Source organism: Haloarcula rara (assembly GCF_029338235.1).
Taxonomy (GTDB): Archaea; Halobacteriota; Halobacteria; order Halobacteriales; family Haloarculaceae; genus Haloarcula; species Haloarcula rara.
Genome location: NZ_CP119785.1, coordinates 2,802,617 through 2,818,066 on the forward strand (window position 1 = coordinate 2,802,617; position 15,450 = coordinate 2,818,066).

The following is a 15,450-nucleotide window of genomic DNA, read 5'->3' on the forward strand; positions in this document are numbered from 1 at the left end:
GACAGGGCGACTCGGCGCCGGGTATCGGGAGCCATCATGTTTCAAGAAGCCCTAAACTACCCACGGAACAGCGACAGCGCGGTGAAGAACGTAGCCATCGGGGGACTCCTGCTCTTGTTGAGCTTCCTCGTCGTCCCCGCGTTCTTCGTGCTCGGATACGTCGTCCGAACGCTGCGAACGGTCTTGCACGGCATCGAGGAGCCGCCGGCGTTCGACGAGTGGGGTGACCTGTTCGTCGACGGGCTGAAAGCCTTCGCCATCGGACTGGCGTACTCGCTCGTCCCGGCGGTCATCGCTATCGTCGCTGTCGTCACGAGCGGCGCGACGCTCGGACTCACCGGTCCGGGCCGTAGCGGCGGTCTCGTGGTCGGGCTCATCGCGCTCGGTGCGCTCGCTCTGTTGACCGTCGTCTCGCTAGCGCTCGCCTACGTCCTGCCCGCGGCCGTCGTCGCCTGGGTGCGAACCGACAACCTCGGGGCGGCGTTCTCGCCGGGAGAACTGCGCGTGTACGTCTTCAGCAAGACCTACGCCACCGGCTGGGTCGTCGCCGTCGGTATCAGCCTGCTGGCCAGTATCGTCTCGGGCGCGCTCGGTGCCGTCTTCGTCGGTGCGCTGCTGGCCCCATTCATCACGTTCTACGCGAACGTCGCGGGGGCACACGCCATCGGGACGGCGGTGCGGGAGATGCCCGCCGTCGAAGACGGCAGCGAGATGCCGGTCAGCCAGCCCGCTGACTGAACAGGCAGTCCGGCCGTTTGCCCACAGACGTCTCGTAAATTATATACAACCGACATCTGGATAGAAAGTCGTCTTCCCGGTGACGGAGTGCTGTCTCCAGCACCGGGGGCGGGATACACACCGATGGCTCAGGACACGACGCAGGATTTCGAGGACGCGATTCGCTACCCGTGGACGGGTGACCGAAACGTCGAACGCATCGCTATCGGCGGGCTGCTGGGTATGTTTGGCTTCCTGTTCGTCCCGATACTGTTCGTCTACGGCTACAACCTCAGGGTGCTGCGAAACGTGATGGCCGGTGAGACGGAGACGGCCCCGGCGTTCGACGACTGGGGAGCCTTGCTTGGCGATGGACTGTCCGCATTCGTCATCGGCGCCGTCTACTTCGGGGTACCGTTCCTGCTCGTCGCCGTGGGGTGGATAGCGTCGTTCTTCGCGTTTTTCGCGGGTGCTGGCATTGGGGGCGACGGGGCCGCGTCCGCCGGGGCTCTGCTGGGCTTTTTCGGGCTGTTCGTCGTCCAGCTTCTCGCCGGTGTCCTCTTCCTCGTCGCCGGGTATCTCCTGCCCGGCGCGGTCGCGGCGTACGTGCGGACTGACACGCTCGGCGCGGCGTTCTCACCGTCTACGGTCCGGACTATCGTCACGAATCGGGACTACGCGATAGCGTGGCTGTTCGCGTTCGCTATCAATATGCTCGCGGGGCTCGCGACCAACGTGGCAATGGTCACTATCGTGGGCATCCTGTTCGTTCCGTTCATCAGTTTCTACGGCCAGGTGGCCTGTACCTACGCTATCGGGCGGGGGGTCGCGGAGATTCCGCTCGACGGTGACAGCGACGAAGAGTGGACCGCGAACCAGCCCACGGCCTGAGCGGTGCTACTCTGCGGGGAGTTCCCAGCAGAGCTAAGGATAAAATTTATGCCGACATTTTCTAAAGCGTAAATCGTCACACCGAGCGGTCACGCGACCGTGGCGGTCAATACAAGAGCTATGTTAGAGGACGCAATCGGCTATCCCTGGCGAGGCGAACAGAACGTAGCGCGCATCCTTATCGGCGGGATTCTGGGTGCGCTCGTCTTTTTTATCGTCCCGCTGTTCCTGGGGAACGGCTATCTCGTCAGGGTGGTCCGACAGGTAGCTGTCGGCGACACGGAGACGCCGCCGGCGTTCGACGACTGGGGAGAGATGTTCGTCGACGGTCTGGTGTCGCTGCTCATCATGTTCGTCTACATCCTCGTTCCGTCAGTAGTTTTCACTGGCCTGCTCGTCGGTATCTCCTCGGTACTCGATACCACCGGTACCGGCGGCGGGGCAATCTCCGGGATGGCTGTCGCCCTGTTACTCGTGTTCGGACTGGTCGCGCTGCTCATGGCGCTTGCGGCGCTGTATCTCCTCCCGGCGGCCTGGGCGGCCTACGCGGTGACCGGCAAATTCGGCTCGGCCTTTTCGCCTTCGACGCTCCGGACCGTGGGGGGTGACAAACGATACCTTGTGGGCGTGTTGATTGCGGTCGTTATCCACTTCGTCGTTCAGTTCGTTTCTAACATGATGTTCTTGACTATCGTCGGCATCCTGGTGATTCCGTTCATGGTCTTCTACGGCAACGTGGCCAGCGCCTACGCTATCGGGGCCGGGGTGGCCGAGACGGGACTCGTCACTGACCAGCGCGAACCGGAATCGAATGTCGGCCACTCCCCGTACTGAATAGCAGGGCACTTGAGGCCCGGCGGCGGAGTTCAGGTATGCAGATACAGAGCCGGCAGGCCACCGGCGAGGGTCGCGAGCGCGTCGAACTGGTCCCCGAGACGCTCGATGACCTCTGGCACCTCTCCTACATCGTCGAGCCCGGCGACCACGTCTCCGGCGACACCACCCGCCGCATCCAGCGCAACGACGACAACCTCCGTGACAAGGGCGGCGAGCGAGAGCCGATGTGGCTCGAAATCGAAGTGACCGACGTGGAGTTCGCGAAGTTCGCCAACCGGCTGCGCGTCGGCGGAGAAATCGTCGACTGCTCCCGGGAGGACCAGCTGGGCTTTCACCACACGCTCAACGTCGAGGAACACACCGAGTTGACCATCGAGAAACGGTGGAAACCGGACCAGGACGACCGGCTCGAAGAGGCCGTCGAGTCCACGGAGAACCCAGACGTGGCCATCGCGACGGTCGAGGAGGGTGAGGCCCACGTCCACACCGTCGCCCAGTACGGCACCGAGGAGCGCGCGACCATCACCTCGACGACCGGCAAGGGCGACTACGCCCGGCCGCGCGACGAGCTGTTCTCGGAACTGGCCGACGTGCTCAAACGGCAAGATGTCGACGCCTACATCCTCGCCGGCCCGGGCTTTACCAAACAGGATGCGCTGGATTACTTCAGCGACGCGATTCCGGACATCGCCGAACAGATAACCGTCGTCGACACCGCGGCTGTCGGGGACCGCGGCGTCCACGAAGTGCTGAAACGCGGCGCCGTCGAGGACGTCCAGCAACAGACTCGCATCGCCGAGGAGGCCGACCACATCGACGAGCTGATGGCTCGTATCGGCGAGGGGAGCGAGGTGGCATACGGTCCCGAAGAGGTCGCCAAAGCCGCCGACTTCGGCGCTATCGAGACCTTGCTCGTCCTCGACGAACGCCTCCGGAAGGAGCGGGCCGGCGAGGGCGACTGGGACGTCGACGCCGACCGCATCATCGAGACGACCGAGCAGAAAGGCGGGTCGGTGACGGTCTTCTCGGCGGAGTTCGCCCCCGGCGAGCAGCTCGCGAACCTCGGTGGTATCGCCGCGTTGCTCAGGTACCGACTCGAGTGAGCGCCGGCGGGGAGGGCGGTTCGAAGTATCGATTCTGGTAATCGTCCGGCCCATTTTTTATACTGTTACCGAGTAATAGCAGACGAATCGGGGGGCCACGATATCATGTCATTCGAAGAACAGCAGGATTTCGCGAGACAGGTCGCCGACCTCAACAAGTACGGGCAGGCGCTCAACCGGTGTGAGTCCGTCGAAGAGGTCGTCTCCTTGACGCTGGAAGCGATGTCGCTGCTGTTCCAGTTCTCCTACTCCACGTTCATCGAGGTGCGCGAAGGGGAACTCGAAGTGGTCCACAGCACGAACCCGCGGCTGACACAGGGCGGCAAACCGGGCCCAGTCGCCAGGGAGGCCTTCGAGACGGGCGAGACCGTCACCACCACCGGGACGGAGGCCGGCCTGAATAGCGACTCTGAGGTGACTGCGACGCTCGCGGTCCCGGCACAGGTCGGCGGCGAGGTGACCGCTATCCTCGTCACCCGCTCGACCTCGGTGGATACGTTCGGCGAGGAGTACAGCCGCCCACTGGAGATTCTGGCCTCCCACGCGGCCACGGCCATCAGTAACATCCGCTCGCGCGAACGGCTCGAACGAGCCCGCCAGGACCTCGAGACGCGCAAGGAGATGATAGAGATGTACGACCGCCTGCTACGGCACGACCTGGGGAACGACCTCCAGATTATCGCCGGCTTCGCCGACGCCGTCGCGAGCGAGGTAGAGGGCCAGACCGCCGAGTACGTCGGCAAGATACAGCGGGCCGCCGAGAGCTCCGCCGACCTCATCGAACGGGTCGGCAACCTCGTCAGCACGCTCGAAGAGCAAGACGAGCCCGAGCCACGGGACCTCAGGTCTATCCTCGAGGCGACGGTCACCGAGGTCGACGCGAACTTCCCGGAGCTGACGGTCGATTTCGACCCCGAGGCCGCCGACTATCGCGTCTACAGCGGCGAGTTGCTCGACTCCGTGTTCACGAACCTCCTCTCGAACGCCGCCGTCCACAACGACGGTCCGGTCCAGATGGACATCTCGGTCGAGGAGACGGGCACCGACACCGTCGTCGTCGTGTTCGCGGACGACGGCGCGGGCGTCCCCGAATCTATCCGCTCGGAGATATTCGAGATGGGTGCGAAAGGGCCCGACAGCTCTGGGACCGGGTTCGGGCTGGGCTTCGTCCGCGCGCTCACGGAATCCTACGGCGGCGGGGTGACGGTCGGCGAGAGCGAGATGGGCGGGGCGGAGTTCCGCGTGACGCTCCAGCGTGCGTGACGCTCAGACGCTCTCGACCGTCATCGATACGCCGTCCTCGGCGAAGCGAACGTCGCCGTCGTAGGCCTCGCCCAGCGACGCCAGCATCTCCTCGTGGCGCCCCTCGGTGTGTGGGTACAGGTGGTTCAGGTAGACCCGCCCGACGTCGGCGTCGGCCGCGGCCAATGCGCGTCCGAGGCTCGTCGGTGTGGGGTGGTTCGAGACGTCGACGTCGTCGGGAAAGGAGCAGTCGTGGACGAACACGGCCGCGCCGTCGGCGAACTCGACGAGTTCCGGAAACGCCTCCGAGTCGCCGCTGAGCGCGACCGTGGGTCCACCGCCTGACGGCGTGAGTCGATAGGCGAAACACTGCATCGAGTGGCGGGTCTCCAGCCACTCGGCATCGAAGCCGGCAAGCCGTATCGTCGGTTCGTCGATATCGACCAGCCGAAGGTCCATGCGGTCTTGCATGTACTCGTGGACCGACAGCAGGTCAGAGACGAGCGCGACCGTGCCGGGCGGTCCGGCGATGGTCAGTTCGGTCTCGCCGGCCAGCCAGCGCGCTTTCAGCAGCACGTCGAGGTCCGAAACGTGGTCGAGGTGGTGGTGGGTCAACAGGACGGCGTCGACGCCTTCATAGCCAGTGTCGGTCCGTGCGAGCGCGTCCAGCACGCCGCTGCCACAGTCGACCAGCAGGGCGCCAGCGTCGGTTTCGAGCAGCGTTCCGGACTGTGCGCGGCTCCCGGTCGGCAACGCGGCCCCGGTCCCCAGGAAAGTGAGTCGCATAGCTCGGCTATGCGGGGGGAGGGCCAAATTGGTTGGTGCGCCAGCGGGTGAGTGGGTGGATGGCCGTCGACGGAGGGTCAGAGACACGTGGGCAAACGCGTCATTCGACGGCCTGTGTATGGCTACTGACGGGACTCCCAAAAGGACATCTGAGGCTCAAAAAACGATTTGAGCGACCGAAAGCGGTGGTCACGACGTGTAGGCCCACGTCACACCGACAACGGCGAGGACGAGGAGCCCGCCGAGGAAGAACGCGACCCCCGGTTCGAGGTCGGCCCCGCCGCCACTGGCCACGGTCGTAGCGGTCTCGACCGCCTCCTGTGCTGTCTCGACGGGGGTCGAGGGCTCGGGTGTCGGCGTCTCCGTCGGCGTCTCTGTCGGCGTCTCGTTGGCCTCCAGAATGCCGACGCCACCGCCATCGTCCGTCGGTTGCGGGGTATCGGTCGACGCCGGTTCCGGGGCTTCGGTCGATTCCGCTCCCGATTGAGCCTCGGCCGAGTCTGGAGTCGGAGTCGACTCCGGCGTGTTCGCCGTCTCGTTGGCGCCGGCACCGCCGGGCTCGGAACCCGACCCGCTGGGGCTCTCGGGCGAGCCAAACAGCCCCGGAATCGTCCCGAAGACGGCCTGCACCATGACACTCGCCGCCGTGAGCAGGCCGATAGCGGGGACGAACCGCTCGACCAGCGAGCGCAGCGTCCGCTTGCTGTCGGGCGTCCCGACGAAGACGACGAGCGGGTCCTCCGGCGGCTCGTACACCGTCATCTCCTGGCCCTTCTCGGAGTACTGGGTGCCGGCGACCGCGATGAGCTCCTCGCTCTCTAGCTTCTCCAAGTGGTAGGAGACCTTCTGGATGGACATATCGAGACGATCGGCCAGCTCGGAGGGGGTTCCGGGCTCCTCGTAGACGGCGTTGAGGATGTCGCGGGCCGTCTCCGAGCCGAGTGCGTCGAAGACGGACGCGACGTCCTCGTCGACGCCGACGACCTGTAACTCACCGTCCTGTGAGGTGCTCGTGTCGGGGCCGCGGGAGGGCAGGAGGGACATATCGCAGAGACGAACGGCCAGTGTAATGAATTTCGTGGAGCGGGGTTTGACCGACAGGCCGTGCGGAACCCACTTGTCCGTCCGCGCCAACTGCTATCCAGACGATGGACCCGCGCGAGCGACTCGCCGCGACGGACCCTCCCTTCGACGCGGCGTCGGTCGATATCGACGACGCCGACGTGCTCGAACCGCTCGCGCCGGTGGTCGCGGAGTGGTGGGTCGAGCAGTTCGGCGAGTTCGTCCCCGACAACGGCGGCTTCTTCACGCCGCCCCAGACGGAGGCGATCCCGCTCATCCACGAGGGCACGAACGCGCTGGTCTGTGCCCCGACCGGCTCCGGGAAGACGCTCGCCTCCTTCACCGCCATTATCAACGAGCTGTTTACGAAGGCTCGCGAGGAAAGCCTCGACAACAGCGTCTACTGTCTGTACGTCTCGCCGCTGAAGTCACTGGCCAACGACATCCACCGGAATCTAACAGTACCTCTCGAGGGTATCACAGACAAGCTGGACGAACGGGGCGAGGCCGTCGAGATTCGCCACGCCATCCGCCACGGCGACACGAGCAGCGCCGACCGGCAGGCGATGCTCGAGACGACGCCCCACATCCTCAACACGACGCCCGAGACGCTGGCGATACTGCTCAACTCGCCGAAGTTCCAGGAAAAACTCGAGACGGTCGAGTACGTCGTCGTCGACGAGATTCACAGCCTGGCGGAGAACAAACGCGGCACCCACCTCTCGGTGTCCCTGGAGCGACTGGAGCAGATGACCGAGGGCTCGCCGACGCGCATCGGCTGTTCGGCGACGGTCGAACCGCTGGAGACGGTCGCGGAGTTCCTCGTGGGCCGCGAGGCGCCCGGTGGCGACCCCCGGCCGTACGAAATCGTCGACACCCGCTTCGTCCGAGACCTGGACGTCGAACTCTCCTGTCCGACCGACGACCTCATCGACACGCCGACCAGCGTCGTCACCGACCGGTTCTACCGGCAGCTCCACGAGCACGTCCAAGACCACACGAACACGCTCGTGTTCACGAACACCCGTTCGGGCGCCGAGCGGGTCCTCCAGAACCTCCGGGAACGCTACGACGACTACGACCAGGACAACTCGGGCTGTCACCACGGCTCGCTCTCGAAGGACAAACGCCACGAGATAGAGGGCGCACTGAAAGCGGGCGAGCTGGACGTGGTGACGACCTCGACCAGTCTCGAACTCGGTATCGACATGCCCTACATCGACCTCGTCGTCCAGGTCGGCTCGCCCAAATCCGTCGCCGCACTGCTCCAGCGCGTCGGCCGCGCCGGCCACCAGCTCGGCGAGACCGTCGAAGGGCGTGTCGTCGCGCTGGACCGCGACGAACTCATCGAGTGTGCGGTGATGCTCGGAAAGGCGACCGACGGCTTCGTCGACCGGGTGTTCATCCCAGAGAACGCCCAGGACGTGGCTACCCAGCACGTCTACGGAATGGCCATCAATCAAGTCCGCCCCGAATCTGAGGTCAGGGGTATCCTCGAACGGGCGTATCCCTACCGCAACTACACGGACGAACAGTGGGAGCAGCTCTGTCGGTATCTGACCGCCGATTACCCCGGGATGGAGGACAAGAACGTCTACGCGAAGATATGGCGCGACGCCAACGACCCGCCCGACGGCGAGTACCACTACGACGAGTACGCGGTGGACGAGCCACTCGTCGGCAAGCGCGGCCGGCTTGCGCGGGTCATCTACATGACCAACATCGGGACCATCCCGGACTCCTTTACCTGTGACGTCATCACCCGCAGCGGCGACGAGTGGGTCGGGCAACTGGATGAGTCCTATCTGGACAAACTCGAGAAGGGCGACGTCTTCGTCCTGGGCGGGTCGAACTACGAGTACCGGTACCGGCGCGGCTCGAAAGTGTACGTCGACCCGACGGCGGCCCGACCGAACGTCCCCTCGTGGTTCTCCGAGCGGCTCCCGCTCTCCTATGACCTGGGCCGGGAGGTACTGACGTTCCAGCGTGACCTGCTGGCGAAGCTCGAAGCGGGCGGGCTCTCTGAGGTCCGCAACTGGCTCAGAACCTTCCCGCTGGACGAGCATTCTGTCCGTGCTATCGCGCGGATGTTCAGCGAACAGGTCGCCTACGCCGGCAGTGAGTCGGTCGCGACGGACGAGCGCCTGGTCGTCGAGGAAGCGATGGACCACGACGAGTACGAACGCCACTACCACGTCCACTCGAACTACGGGCGGCGGTTCAACGACGGCTTCTCGCGCCTGCTCGCCCACCGAATCGCCCAGGCCGCCAACGCCAACGTCCAGGTCGCCGTCGCCGACAACGGCTTTACCCTCTCGATGCCGCTCAACCGGAAGGTCGACATCGAGCGCATCGTACGGGACATCGACCCCGGCGAGGTCCGTGGAGACCTGCGTGCGGCCCTTTCCGGGACGGACCTGCTCCAGCGGTACTTCCGCATCAACGCCACGCGCTCGCTGATGATTCTCAAACGCTACAAGGGGTACGAGAAATCCGCGAGCGAACAGCAGGTCTCTGCGGAGATGCTGCTTGGCTTCGCCGAGGACCTCGGGGATTTCGCTGTCGTCGAGGAGACCTACCGCGAGATTCTGCAGGACAAGCTCAACGTCGCCGCCATCGAGGCCGTGCTGACCGATATCGAGCGCGAACGGGTGGACGTGACGACGATTCGCGTGGACTCGCCCTCGCCGCGTGCGTTCGGGCTGGCGACCCTGCTGGCAAGCGACGTGGTCCTCGCCGAGGACGAGTCGGCCGTGCTCGCGGAGTTCCACCGGCGGGTGATAGCGAAAATCGAGGGCGACGACGCAGTCGCTGTGGACGATTGAGGGCGTCGGCGCCGCACAGGACAAACCGCTTCCTGTTCGCTGTCTGGACGAGTCGTAGCTTCGAGGGGTTGCGCGGGGACCGATAGCAACGGACGTTGCGAAACCAGCCTGAGAGGACTCAGTTCATCTCGTCGTCGTCGCTCATCGACTCACCCTCGCTCATGGAGTCCTTTGGCGTCAGCGTCACCGTGATAGCCTCCTCGACGGCCGGGTAGCTGTGTCCGTCGTCGACCTGGCTTATCGGCCGAACCACGCCGCCCTCGTCGTCGCCCTGGTCGAAGCTGTCCTGGGCGGGCGCCTGGTCGGGGCCTTCGCCCGGTGGCTCCGCGTTGGGCTCCGTGCCGGCGTCGAGGAGGGTGACGCTAGCTGTGACGTCGCCGGAGACCGGCTTGCCGTCCTCGGGCCAGAGCGGGATGCCGCCCTCGCCCGCAGAGTAGAAGAGGTCGTTGGACGGGACGAACATACTCGCAAAGGAGAGTTTCTGGCCGGGCGTGGCCTGGACGTCGAACTCGAAGGCACCGCCCGGCGCGATGGGCGGCGCGCCGGGAACCTCGCCCATCGGGTCGTTCGGGTCGGCAACTGTGTCGTCGGGGTCGAACGTTCCAGAGTGAGCGACGCCGTCGTCCATCCCGTCGAGTTCGTCGACGAGTCCGTCTTCGCCTTCGAAGCCGCTGGCATGACCGGATTCGGCCAGCGCTTCGAGCCCGATAGAGGCCGCCTCCCCCGCTGTGTAGATCGGGTTGTCGCCGGAGTGAACCGCGTAGGCGCCCGGCGTGAGCCAGATGGCGCCGCCAGTTGGCGTCTCGGCACCGTAGAAATCCGTGGGCGCGACGTTCTCGATGCGGACGGTGACGGTCGTCTGTTCTATCATGCTGCCCTCGGTCTCGGTCAGCTGCTCGTCCATCGTGGTCATGTTCTCAGCGGTTCCGTCCGCGGTACCACTCCCTCCGGTGTCACCGCTACAGCCGGCGAGGGCGAGCGCGGCCGCACTCCCCGTCGCGGCGATAAATTTCCGTCGAGTCGAACTGTCTGACATTGCGTCTGGCCGGACGGAAGGGCCTTGAATAGGCATTTTTCTACATTCGGGGCGACTCTGTTCCAATTTCCCCCAGACTCTCTTCGGAATCGGTCTCCCCTGCGCAATCGCGGTCCGTACCATTAATCCGGCTCTCGGCCCACGACATCGTATGGAGTCGCTGCATCCGCGAGTCAGACTGCTGTGGACCGGTCGGACGGCCCTCAGTAGCCTGGTTCTCGTCGGCCTGGTCGTCGTCGCGGACCGGTTCGTCCTCTCGCTGCCGGTCGAACTCGCAGTCGCTGGCTGGGTGATTCTCACCGCGCTGGGCGCCGTCCACGCCGTCTTCGCCCACCGAATCTGGCGGTTCGAGCTACAGGACGACGCGCTCTTCCTCGTCCGCGGCGTGGTGACACGAACCGACACGTCGGTCCCGTACGTCAGGGTCCAGCACGTCGACACCACGCGCGGCCCTGTCGAGCGAACCGCCGGACTCGCCAGTGTCGTCATCTACACCGCCGGCTCGCGCGGCGCCGACATCACGATACCGGGACTGCGCCCCGAGCGGGCGACCGAACTGCGCGAACGGCTGCGTGACCTCGCCGGCGAGAGCGAGGCCACGGACGCCGTATGAGACGGCTCAACCCTCTCAGTGGCGCCCTGCGCGTCGGTCGCGGGCTGCTCCAGGGCGCCTTCTTCGGCGTCATCGCCGGGACCACGCTGGCCGGCTTCCTCGGCCTGCCCCCAGCGGCCGCCCCGCTACTTGTCCCGGCGCTGGCGCTGGTCCTCGGGGGCTTCGCGCTGGCGCGATACTACCGGTTCACGTACGAAATCGAGGGGGACACGCTACGGGTCGAATCAGGCGTCATCGCCCGGCAGTCCAGAGAGATACCGCTCGGACGCATCCAGAACGTCGACAGCAGACAGGGCGTGGTGAACCGCGTGCTCGGGCTCAGCGTCGTGGCCTTCGAGACTGCGGGCGGGGCCACCACCGAGGCGACACTCGACGCGGTCGCCGAATCGGAGGCCGACCGGCTCCGCCGACTCGTCCAGCGCCACGGTGAGTTCGAGGAGACGGAACCGGCCGGTGAAGCGGACGCGGACGGCGCCGGAGCGTCGGCTGACCCCACCGCGCGTGCCGACGAGCGGTCCGGCCGCGTCGATAGCGAGGAGCTGTTCAACTTCACCACCCGGGACCTGCTGACCTACGCCGTCGTCTCGGTGCGGCCGGCTGCACCCGCTTTGCTGCTGGTAGGGCTGCCTCTCGGCATCGACGCCCTGCTGACTGTCATCCGGTTCAATCTGGGGCTGGTCGGGGCCCGCCCGACGGTGTCACTTTCCGTCCTGGACGCCCTCGGACCGCCGCGACTGGTGGCACTCGTGGTCTTTACCGCCCTGCAGTTCCTGCTGGCCGCCCTCGTCTTGAGTATCGTGTTGACCGTCATCGAGTACTACGATTTCCGGCTGGTCCGGGAGGGAGATGACTTGCGGTACGAGCGGGGACTACTCCGTCGGTACAGCGGCACCATCCCGCTGTCGAAGGTCCAGACCGTCTCGATACGGGAGAACGCTCTGATGCGCCGGTTCGGATTCGCCACGTTGGCCGTCGAGACCGCCGGCTACAGCGGTGGGAACCGGGAGTCCGGCCAGGGCGTCGCTATCCCGATGGCCCCGCGACCGGTAGTCTACGACCTCGCAGCGGACATCGAATCGTTCGGCGACCTCGACTTCGAGCGGGCGCCGACGCGGGCCCGTCGTCGGTACGCCGCCCGCTTTGCCATCGTCGCCGGCGTCGTGACGGCTGTCGGCTACGCTGTCGATACGTTCCTGTTCGGGAGCGGCTACTGGTGGCTGTTGCTGAGCCTCTTCCTCGTGGTCCCGCCCGCGGCACACCTCCGGTGGCGACACCGCGGTATCGCCCTGGACGACGACGTGCTGGCGACCCGAACGGGGTTCTGGCGCCAGACGACCCGTATCGTCCCGTACTACCGGGTCCAGACGGTGTTCGTCGGCCGGTCGCCGTTCCAGCGCCGGCGCGACCTCGCGACGGTGACGGCGGACACGGCGTCGACGAGCACCATCGTCGGCGGGTCAGCCCGGGCCTACGACGTCGACGACGAGCGGGCCACACAGCTGCGCGAGATACTTCGCGAACGGCTCTACAGCGACTTGTTGGCGAGAAAGCACGACCGCGACGCCTGACTGGCCTTCACGGTCACCGCGCCCATTCGACCATCCGGCCGTAGACGGGGTCGGTCCCGAGGACCTCGGCGTCGCCCACCAGAACGAGCGCCTTCTTCGCCCGGGTCAGCGCGACGTTGATGCGCCGGTAGTCCTCGAAGATGGGGCCTTCGAGCGCGCCGGTGGCGACGAAGGAAACCACGATGACCTCCTTGCTCGACCCCTGGAACCGGTCGACCGTGTCGACGGCCACGTCGGGGAGGCGTCGATTCAGCTCGGCGACCTGCGCGCGGAAGGGCGCGATGACGCCGATGTCCTCGGCGGGCACACCCGCCGACCGGTAGGCTCCGACCACCTCGGCCACGGCGTCGGCCTCCGGGGGATTGGTGTTGCCGGTCTGGCTGCCGTCCGGGTCGACGAAAGCCACGCTGTCGCGCAGATGGGCGGGCAGCCCTTCCATCGCAACGCCGTCGAGATCGTCGATTTGCTGGGCGGCCACCGCGCCCGTCGCCGGGCGTAACTGACCGTCGTAGAACTCCCGCGAGGCGAAAGCCTGGATTCGCTGGGCCATCCGGTACTGGCGGTCCAGCATGACGCCCGCTTCCGGGAACGCCTCGATGAGTCGCTCGAACAGCGACGTCGAGAGGGTCTCGTCGTCGGATTGCACGACGGGCGGGAGCTGCTGGTGGTCGCCGACCAGCACGAACCGGTCGGCGAGTGTCGTCGCCGCCAGCGTCCCCGGCTCGGTCAGCTGGCCGGCCTCGTCGACGACGGCCGCGTCGAACGATTGGCTCTGCATCGCCGTCCCGCCACAGGTCGCGGTCGTCGCCGCGACAACCTGTGCGTTCTGCAGTGTGCCCGCACATTCGTCAGGGTCGCCCGACTGCTCTAACCGGTATTGCTGCATGTCCTCGCGGACGCCGCTCTCGGTACCCACGCGGACGATGTCGGTGTAGCCCTGCTCCTCGAGCGCTTCGATGGCGTTGTCGACGGCCCGGTTGGTAAAGGCCGACAGGAGTACCCTATCGCCCTGTTCGACCAGCGCCCGCACCATCCGGGCCAGCGTGTACGTCTTACCCGTCCCGGGCGGGCCATGCACCAGCGCGAAGTCCTCGGCCCCGACGGCCAGCTGGCAGGCCTCGTTCTGGGCGTCGTTGTTGTCGATGAACGTCTCCGCGACGGGCTCGAATTCGGGCTCTCGCCGGCCGAAGAGCACGTCCTTGCGCTCCGGTGGCTGCGTGAGCAGTGCGTCGTGGAGCGCGTTCTGGAGCCGGTCGGTCGTGATTTCGGAGGGGTAGACGTCCAGCCGACGCAGGTCAAGGGGCTCGTCGGTCGTGACGACGATTTCGCCCTCGCTCAACCGTTGTACTCGCCCCAATTCGGCGTCGCCGCCGACGGGGTCGCCGTCGCTCGCCATCACGTAGTCGCCCTCGCGAATCTTCGAGACGGCGCCGGTCCCTTTCGCTCGAAGTTCCCACTGGCCGCCGTCGAGTTCGGTGCGGCCAGTCGGCTCCAGGGCCACGAGCGCGCGGTCGTCGTCGGCCCGTTCCTCGGGGGTCTGTTCCCAGAGCTTGGCGTACTCGCGGTGGACCGCACGGCGCTCGGCCTCGATAGCCCGGTAGAACCGCTCGAAGTACTCGCGTTCCTCGTCGGGGATGGCCACACCCACCTGCCCGGCCTTTGACTCCTGGTCCAGCCGGCCAGAGACCGCCATACAGGTGTCCTGTTCGAAGCAGTACTCGCACTTGGCGTTGGCCTCGTACCCTGTCGGCACGCCTGTCTCGTGTTCCATCGCCGCGATAGCGTTGCGGGTCCGGACGACGTATTTCAGCAGGCCGGCCCCGATGGAGAACTCCTTTGCCGGCGAGAGGTCCCCGCTCTCCTCGTTCCGGTCGACGGCGGCGTTTTTCGTATAGAGGAGCGTGCCGGTGTCGGGCGCCGCCTCGATTGGCGTCTGTGTCGCGCCGCCGTCGCCGGCCATCACCGCGCTCGCGTCCAGTGACTTCGCCGCGCGCTCGCCCAGCATCAGCGCGTAGGCGGTCGCCTGAATCTTGTCCTGGAAGCGCGGGTCACGTTTGGTGTTCTTGCCGGTCTTGAGTTCGACCGGCATCCCGCGGCGGACGGCGTCGGCCCGGCCCTTCATCCCGTAGCGCTCGGAGATGAGCGTCATCTCGGAGCGCCACTGGTCTTTCTCAGTGAGGGTCCCCTGATTCAGCCACCCTTCGATGGCCTTCGCGTGGTCGCGGACGTCACCGGCAACGCCGTCGGCGGTCCGGCCCAGCAGGCCGATGTCCAGCCCCGCCTCGTGGACCTGGTCCTCGATGGCCGTCTCCACGTCCCGGCCCCGCAGGAGGTCGCCGAACACCTCGTGGACGACGGTCCCCTTGACGAGCGGGTAGGCGAGTTCGGCCCCGTCGAGTTTGCGTAGATAGTACATCCGGGGACACTGCACCCACGCCCGGATGTCGGTCACGTCGACGAGGAACGAGGGCTCGACGACGATAGTCGAGTCGCCGCCGACTGAATACTGCGTCTCGCCCTGGTACTGGCGCTCGTCGGGGTCGTAGACGGCCAGTTCCATCCCGGCGTCGAGATACTCGGCGGTCTCGGTCCACTTGCCCCACAGCGTCACGGTCGTCGGCTCGCCGGCGCCCCTCTCGGGTCGCAGCGTCACCTCACAGAGCTGGCTCTCACCGTACTGCGTGTTGACGGTCTTGGGGTCTTCGACGTCGACGACGACACCGCGCAATTGCACGGGCATCACAACGACTGGGGTCGGAAAAACGCTGTC

Annotated in this window: 12 protein-coding genes; 8 read left to right on the top strand and 4 right to left on the bottom strand. The window is 66.2% G+C overall.

What is annotated here, in order from left to right; genetic code table 11:
• Positions 1–36 precede the first annotated feature (36 nt).
• From P1K32_RS14950 to P1K32_RS14970, 5 genes are all read left to right on the top strand, one after another.
• Positions 37–738, top strand: a complete 702-nt coding sequence (locus P1K32_RS14950) for a DUF4013 domain-containing protein (RefSeq protein ID WP_276250492.1) — start codon at positions 37–39, stop codon at positions 736–738.
• A 123-nt stretch (positions 739–861) separates the two neighbouring features.
• Complete coding sequence (locus P1K32_RS14955; RefSeq protein WP_276250493.1) at positions 862–1,608, top strand: DUF4013 domain-containing protein; 747 nt, start codon at positions 862–864, stop codon at positions 1,606–1,608.
• A gap of 120 nt (positions 1,609–1,728) precedes the next feature.
• Positions 1,729–2,442: a DUF4013 domain-containing protein gene (locus P1K32_RS14960; RefSeq protein ID WP_276250494.1), complete on the top strand. Its 714-nt coding sequence runs from the start codon at positions 1,729–1,731 to the stop codon at positions 2,440–2,442.
• A gap of 38 nt (positions 2,443–2,480) precedes the next feature.
• A complete protein-coding gene (locus P1K32_RS14965; RefSeq protein ID WP_276250495.1) occupies positions 2,481–3,548 on the top strand; it encodes an mRNA surveillance protein pelota in 1,068 nt (355 codons plus the stop codon).
• Between the two features lie 105 nt (positions 3,549–3,653).
• Positions 3,654–4,811, top strand: coding sequence for a GAF domain-containing sensor histidine kinase (locus P1K32_RS14970; RefSeq protein WP_276250496.1), 1,158 nt, complete (start codon positions 3,654–3,656; stop codon positions 4,809–4,811).
• Positions 4,812–4,814: 3 nt separating this feature from the next.
• Here P1K32_RS14970 and P1K32_RS14975 read toward each other — a convergent pair whose 3' ends face one another.
• Positions 4,815–5,576 (bottom strand): MBL fold metallo-hydrolase, encoded by a 762-nt coding sequence (locus tag P1K32_RS14975; protein WP_276250497.1) that lies wholly within the window; start codon positions 5,574–5,576, stop codon positions 4,815–4,817.
• A 189-nt stretch (positions 5,577–5,765) separates the two neighbouring features.
• Complete coding sequence (locus tag P1K32_RS14980) at positions 5,766–6,620, bottom strand: ArsR/SmtB family transcription factor (RefSeq protein WP_276250498.1); 855 nt, start codon at positions 6,618–6,620, stop codon at positions 5,766–5,768.
• Between the two features lie 104 nt (positions 6,621–6,724).
• Here P1K32_RS14980 and P1K32_RS14985 point away from each other — a divergent pair, with 104 nt between their 5' ends.
• Complete coding sequence (locus P1K32_RS14985; protein WP_276250499.1) at positions 6,725–9,463, top strand: ATP-dependent helicase; 2,739 nt, start codon at positions 6,725–6,727, stop codon at positions 9,461–9,463.
• 118 nt (positions 9,464–9,581) lie between these two features.
• On the opposite strand, the gene P1K32_RS14990 is transcribed toward P1K32_RS14985, so the two are convergent.
• On the bottom strand, positions 9,582–10,499 hold the full coding sequence (locus P1K32_RS14990) for a spondin domain-containing protein (RefSeq protein WP_276250500.1): 918 nt from the start codon (positions 10,497–10,499) through the stop codon (positions 9,582–9,584).
• Between the two features lie 151 nt (positions 10,500–10,650).
• Here P1K32_RS14990 and P1K32_RS14995 point away from each other — a divergent pair, with 151 nt between their 5' ends.
• Positions 10,651–11,112 carry a PH domain-containing protein gene (locus tag P1K32_RS14995; RefSeq protein ID WP_276250501.1) on the top strand — a complete coding sequence of 154 codons (462 nt, stop codon included), beginning with the start codon at positions 10,651–10,653 and terminating at the stop codon, positions 11,110–11,112.
• A complete protein-coding gene (locus P1K32_RS15000) occupies positions 11,109–12,680 on the top strand; it encodes a PH domain-containing protein (protein ID WP_276250502.1) in 1,572 nt (523 codons plus the stop codon). Before P1K32_RS14995 ends, P1K32_RS15000 begins: the two co-directional genes overlap by 4 nt.
• Positions 12,681–12,693: 13 nt before the next feature.
• On the opposite strand, the gene P1K32_RS15005 is transcribed toward P1K32_RS15000, so the two are convergent.
• Positions 12,694–15,414, bottom strand: a complete 2,721-nt coding sequence (locus tag P1K32_RS15005; protein ID WP_379691237.1) for an AAA domain-containing protein — start codon at positions 15,412–15,414, stop codon at positions 12,694–12,696.
• Between the last annotated feature and the right edge of the window lie 36 nt (positions 15,415–15,450).

Excerpts from the sequence above, each read along its gene's own strand:
- P1K32_RS14950 (WP_276250492.1), top strand. The coding sequence starts at position 37 with ATGTTTCAAGAAGCCCTAAACTACCCACGGAACAGCGACAGCGCGGTG.
- P1K32_RS14955 (WP_276250493.1), top strand. The coding sequence starts at position 862 with ATGGCTCAGGACACGACGCAGGATTTCGAGGACGCGATTCGCTACCCG.
- P1K32_RS14960 (WP_276250494.1), top strand. The coding sequence starts at position 1,729 with ATGTTAGAGGACGCAATCGGCTATCCCTGGCGAGGCGAACAGAACGTA.
- P1K32_RS14965 (WP_276250495.1), top strand. The coding sequence starts at position 2,481 with ATGCAGATACAGAGCCGGCAGGCCACCGGCGAGGGTCGCGAGCGCGTC.
- P1K32_RS14970 (WP_276250496.1), top strand. The coding sequence starts at position 3,654 with ATGTCATTCGAAGAACAGCAGGATTTCGCGAGACAGGTCGCCGACCTC.
- P1K32_RS14975 (WP_276250497.1), bottom strand. The coding sequence starts at position 5,576 with ATGCGACTCACTTTCCTGGGGACCGGGGCCGCGTTGCCGACCGGGAGC.
- P1K32_RS14980 (WP_276250498.1), bottom strand. The coding sequence starts at position 6,620 with ATGTCCCTCCTGCCCTCCCGCGGCCCCGACACGAGCACCTCACAGGAC.
- P1K32_RS14985 (WP_276250499.1), top strand. The coding sequence starts at position 6,725 with ATGGACCCGCGCGAGCGACTCGCCGCGACGGACCCTCCCTTCGACGCG.
- P1K32_RS14990 (WP_276250500.1), bottom strand. The coding sequence starts at position 10,499 with ATGTCAGACAGTTCGACTCGACGGAAATTTATCGCCGCGACGGGGAGT.
- P1K32_RS14995 (WP_276250501.1), top strand. The coding sequence starts at position 10,651 with ATGGAGTCGCTGCATCCGCGAGTCAGACTGCTGTGGACCGGTCGGACG.
- P1K32_RS15000 (WP_276250502.1), top strand. The coding sequence starts at position 11,109 with ATGAGACGGCTCAACCCTCTCAGTGGCGCCCTGCGCGTCGGTCGCGGG.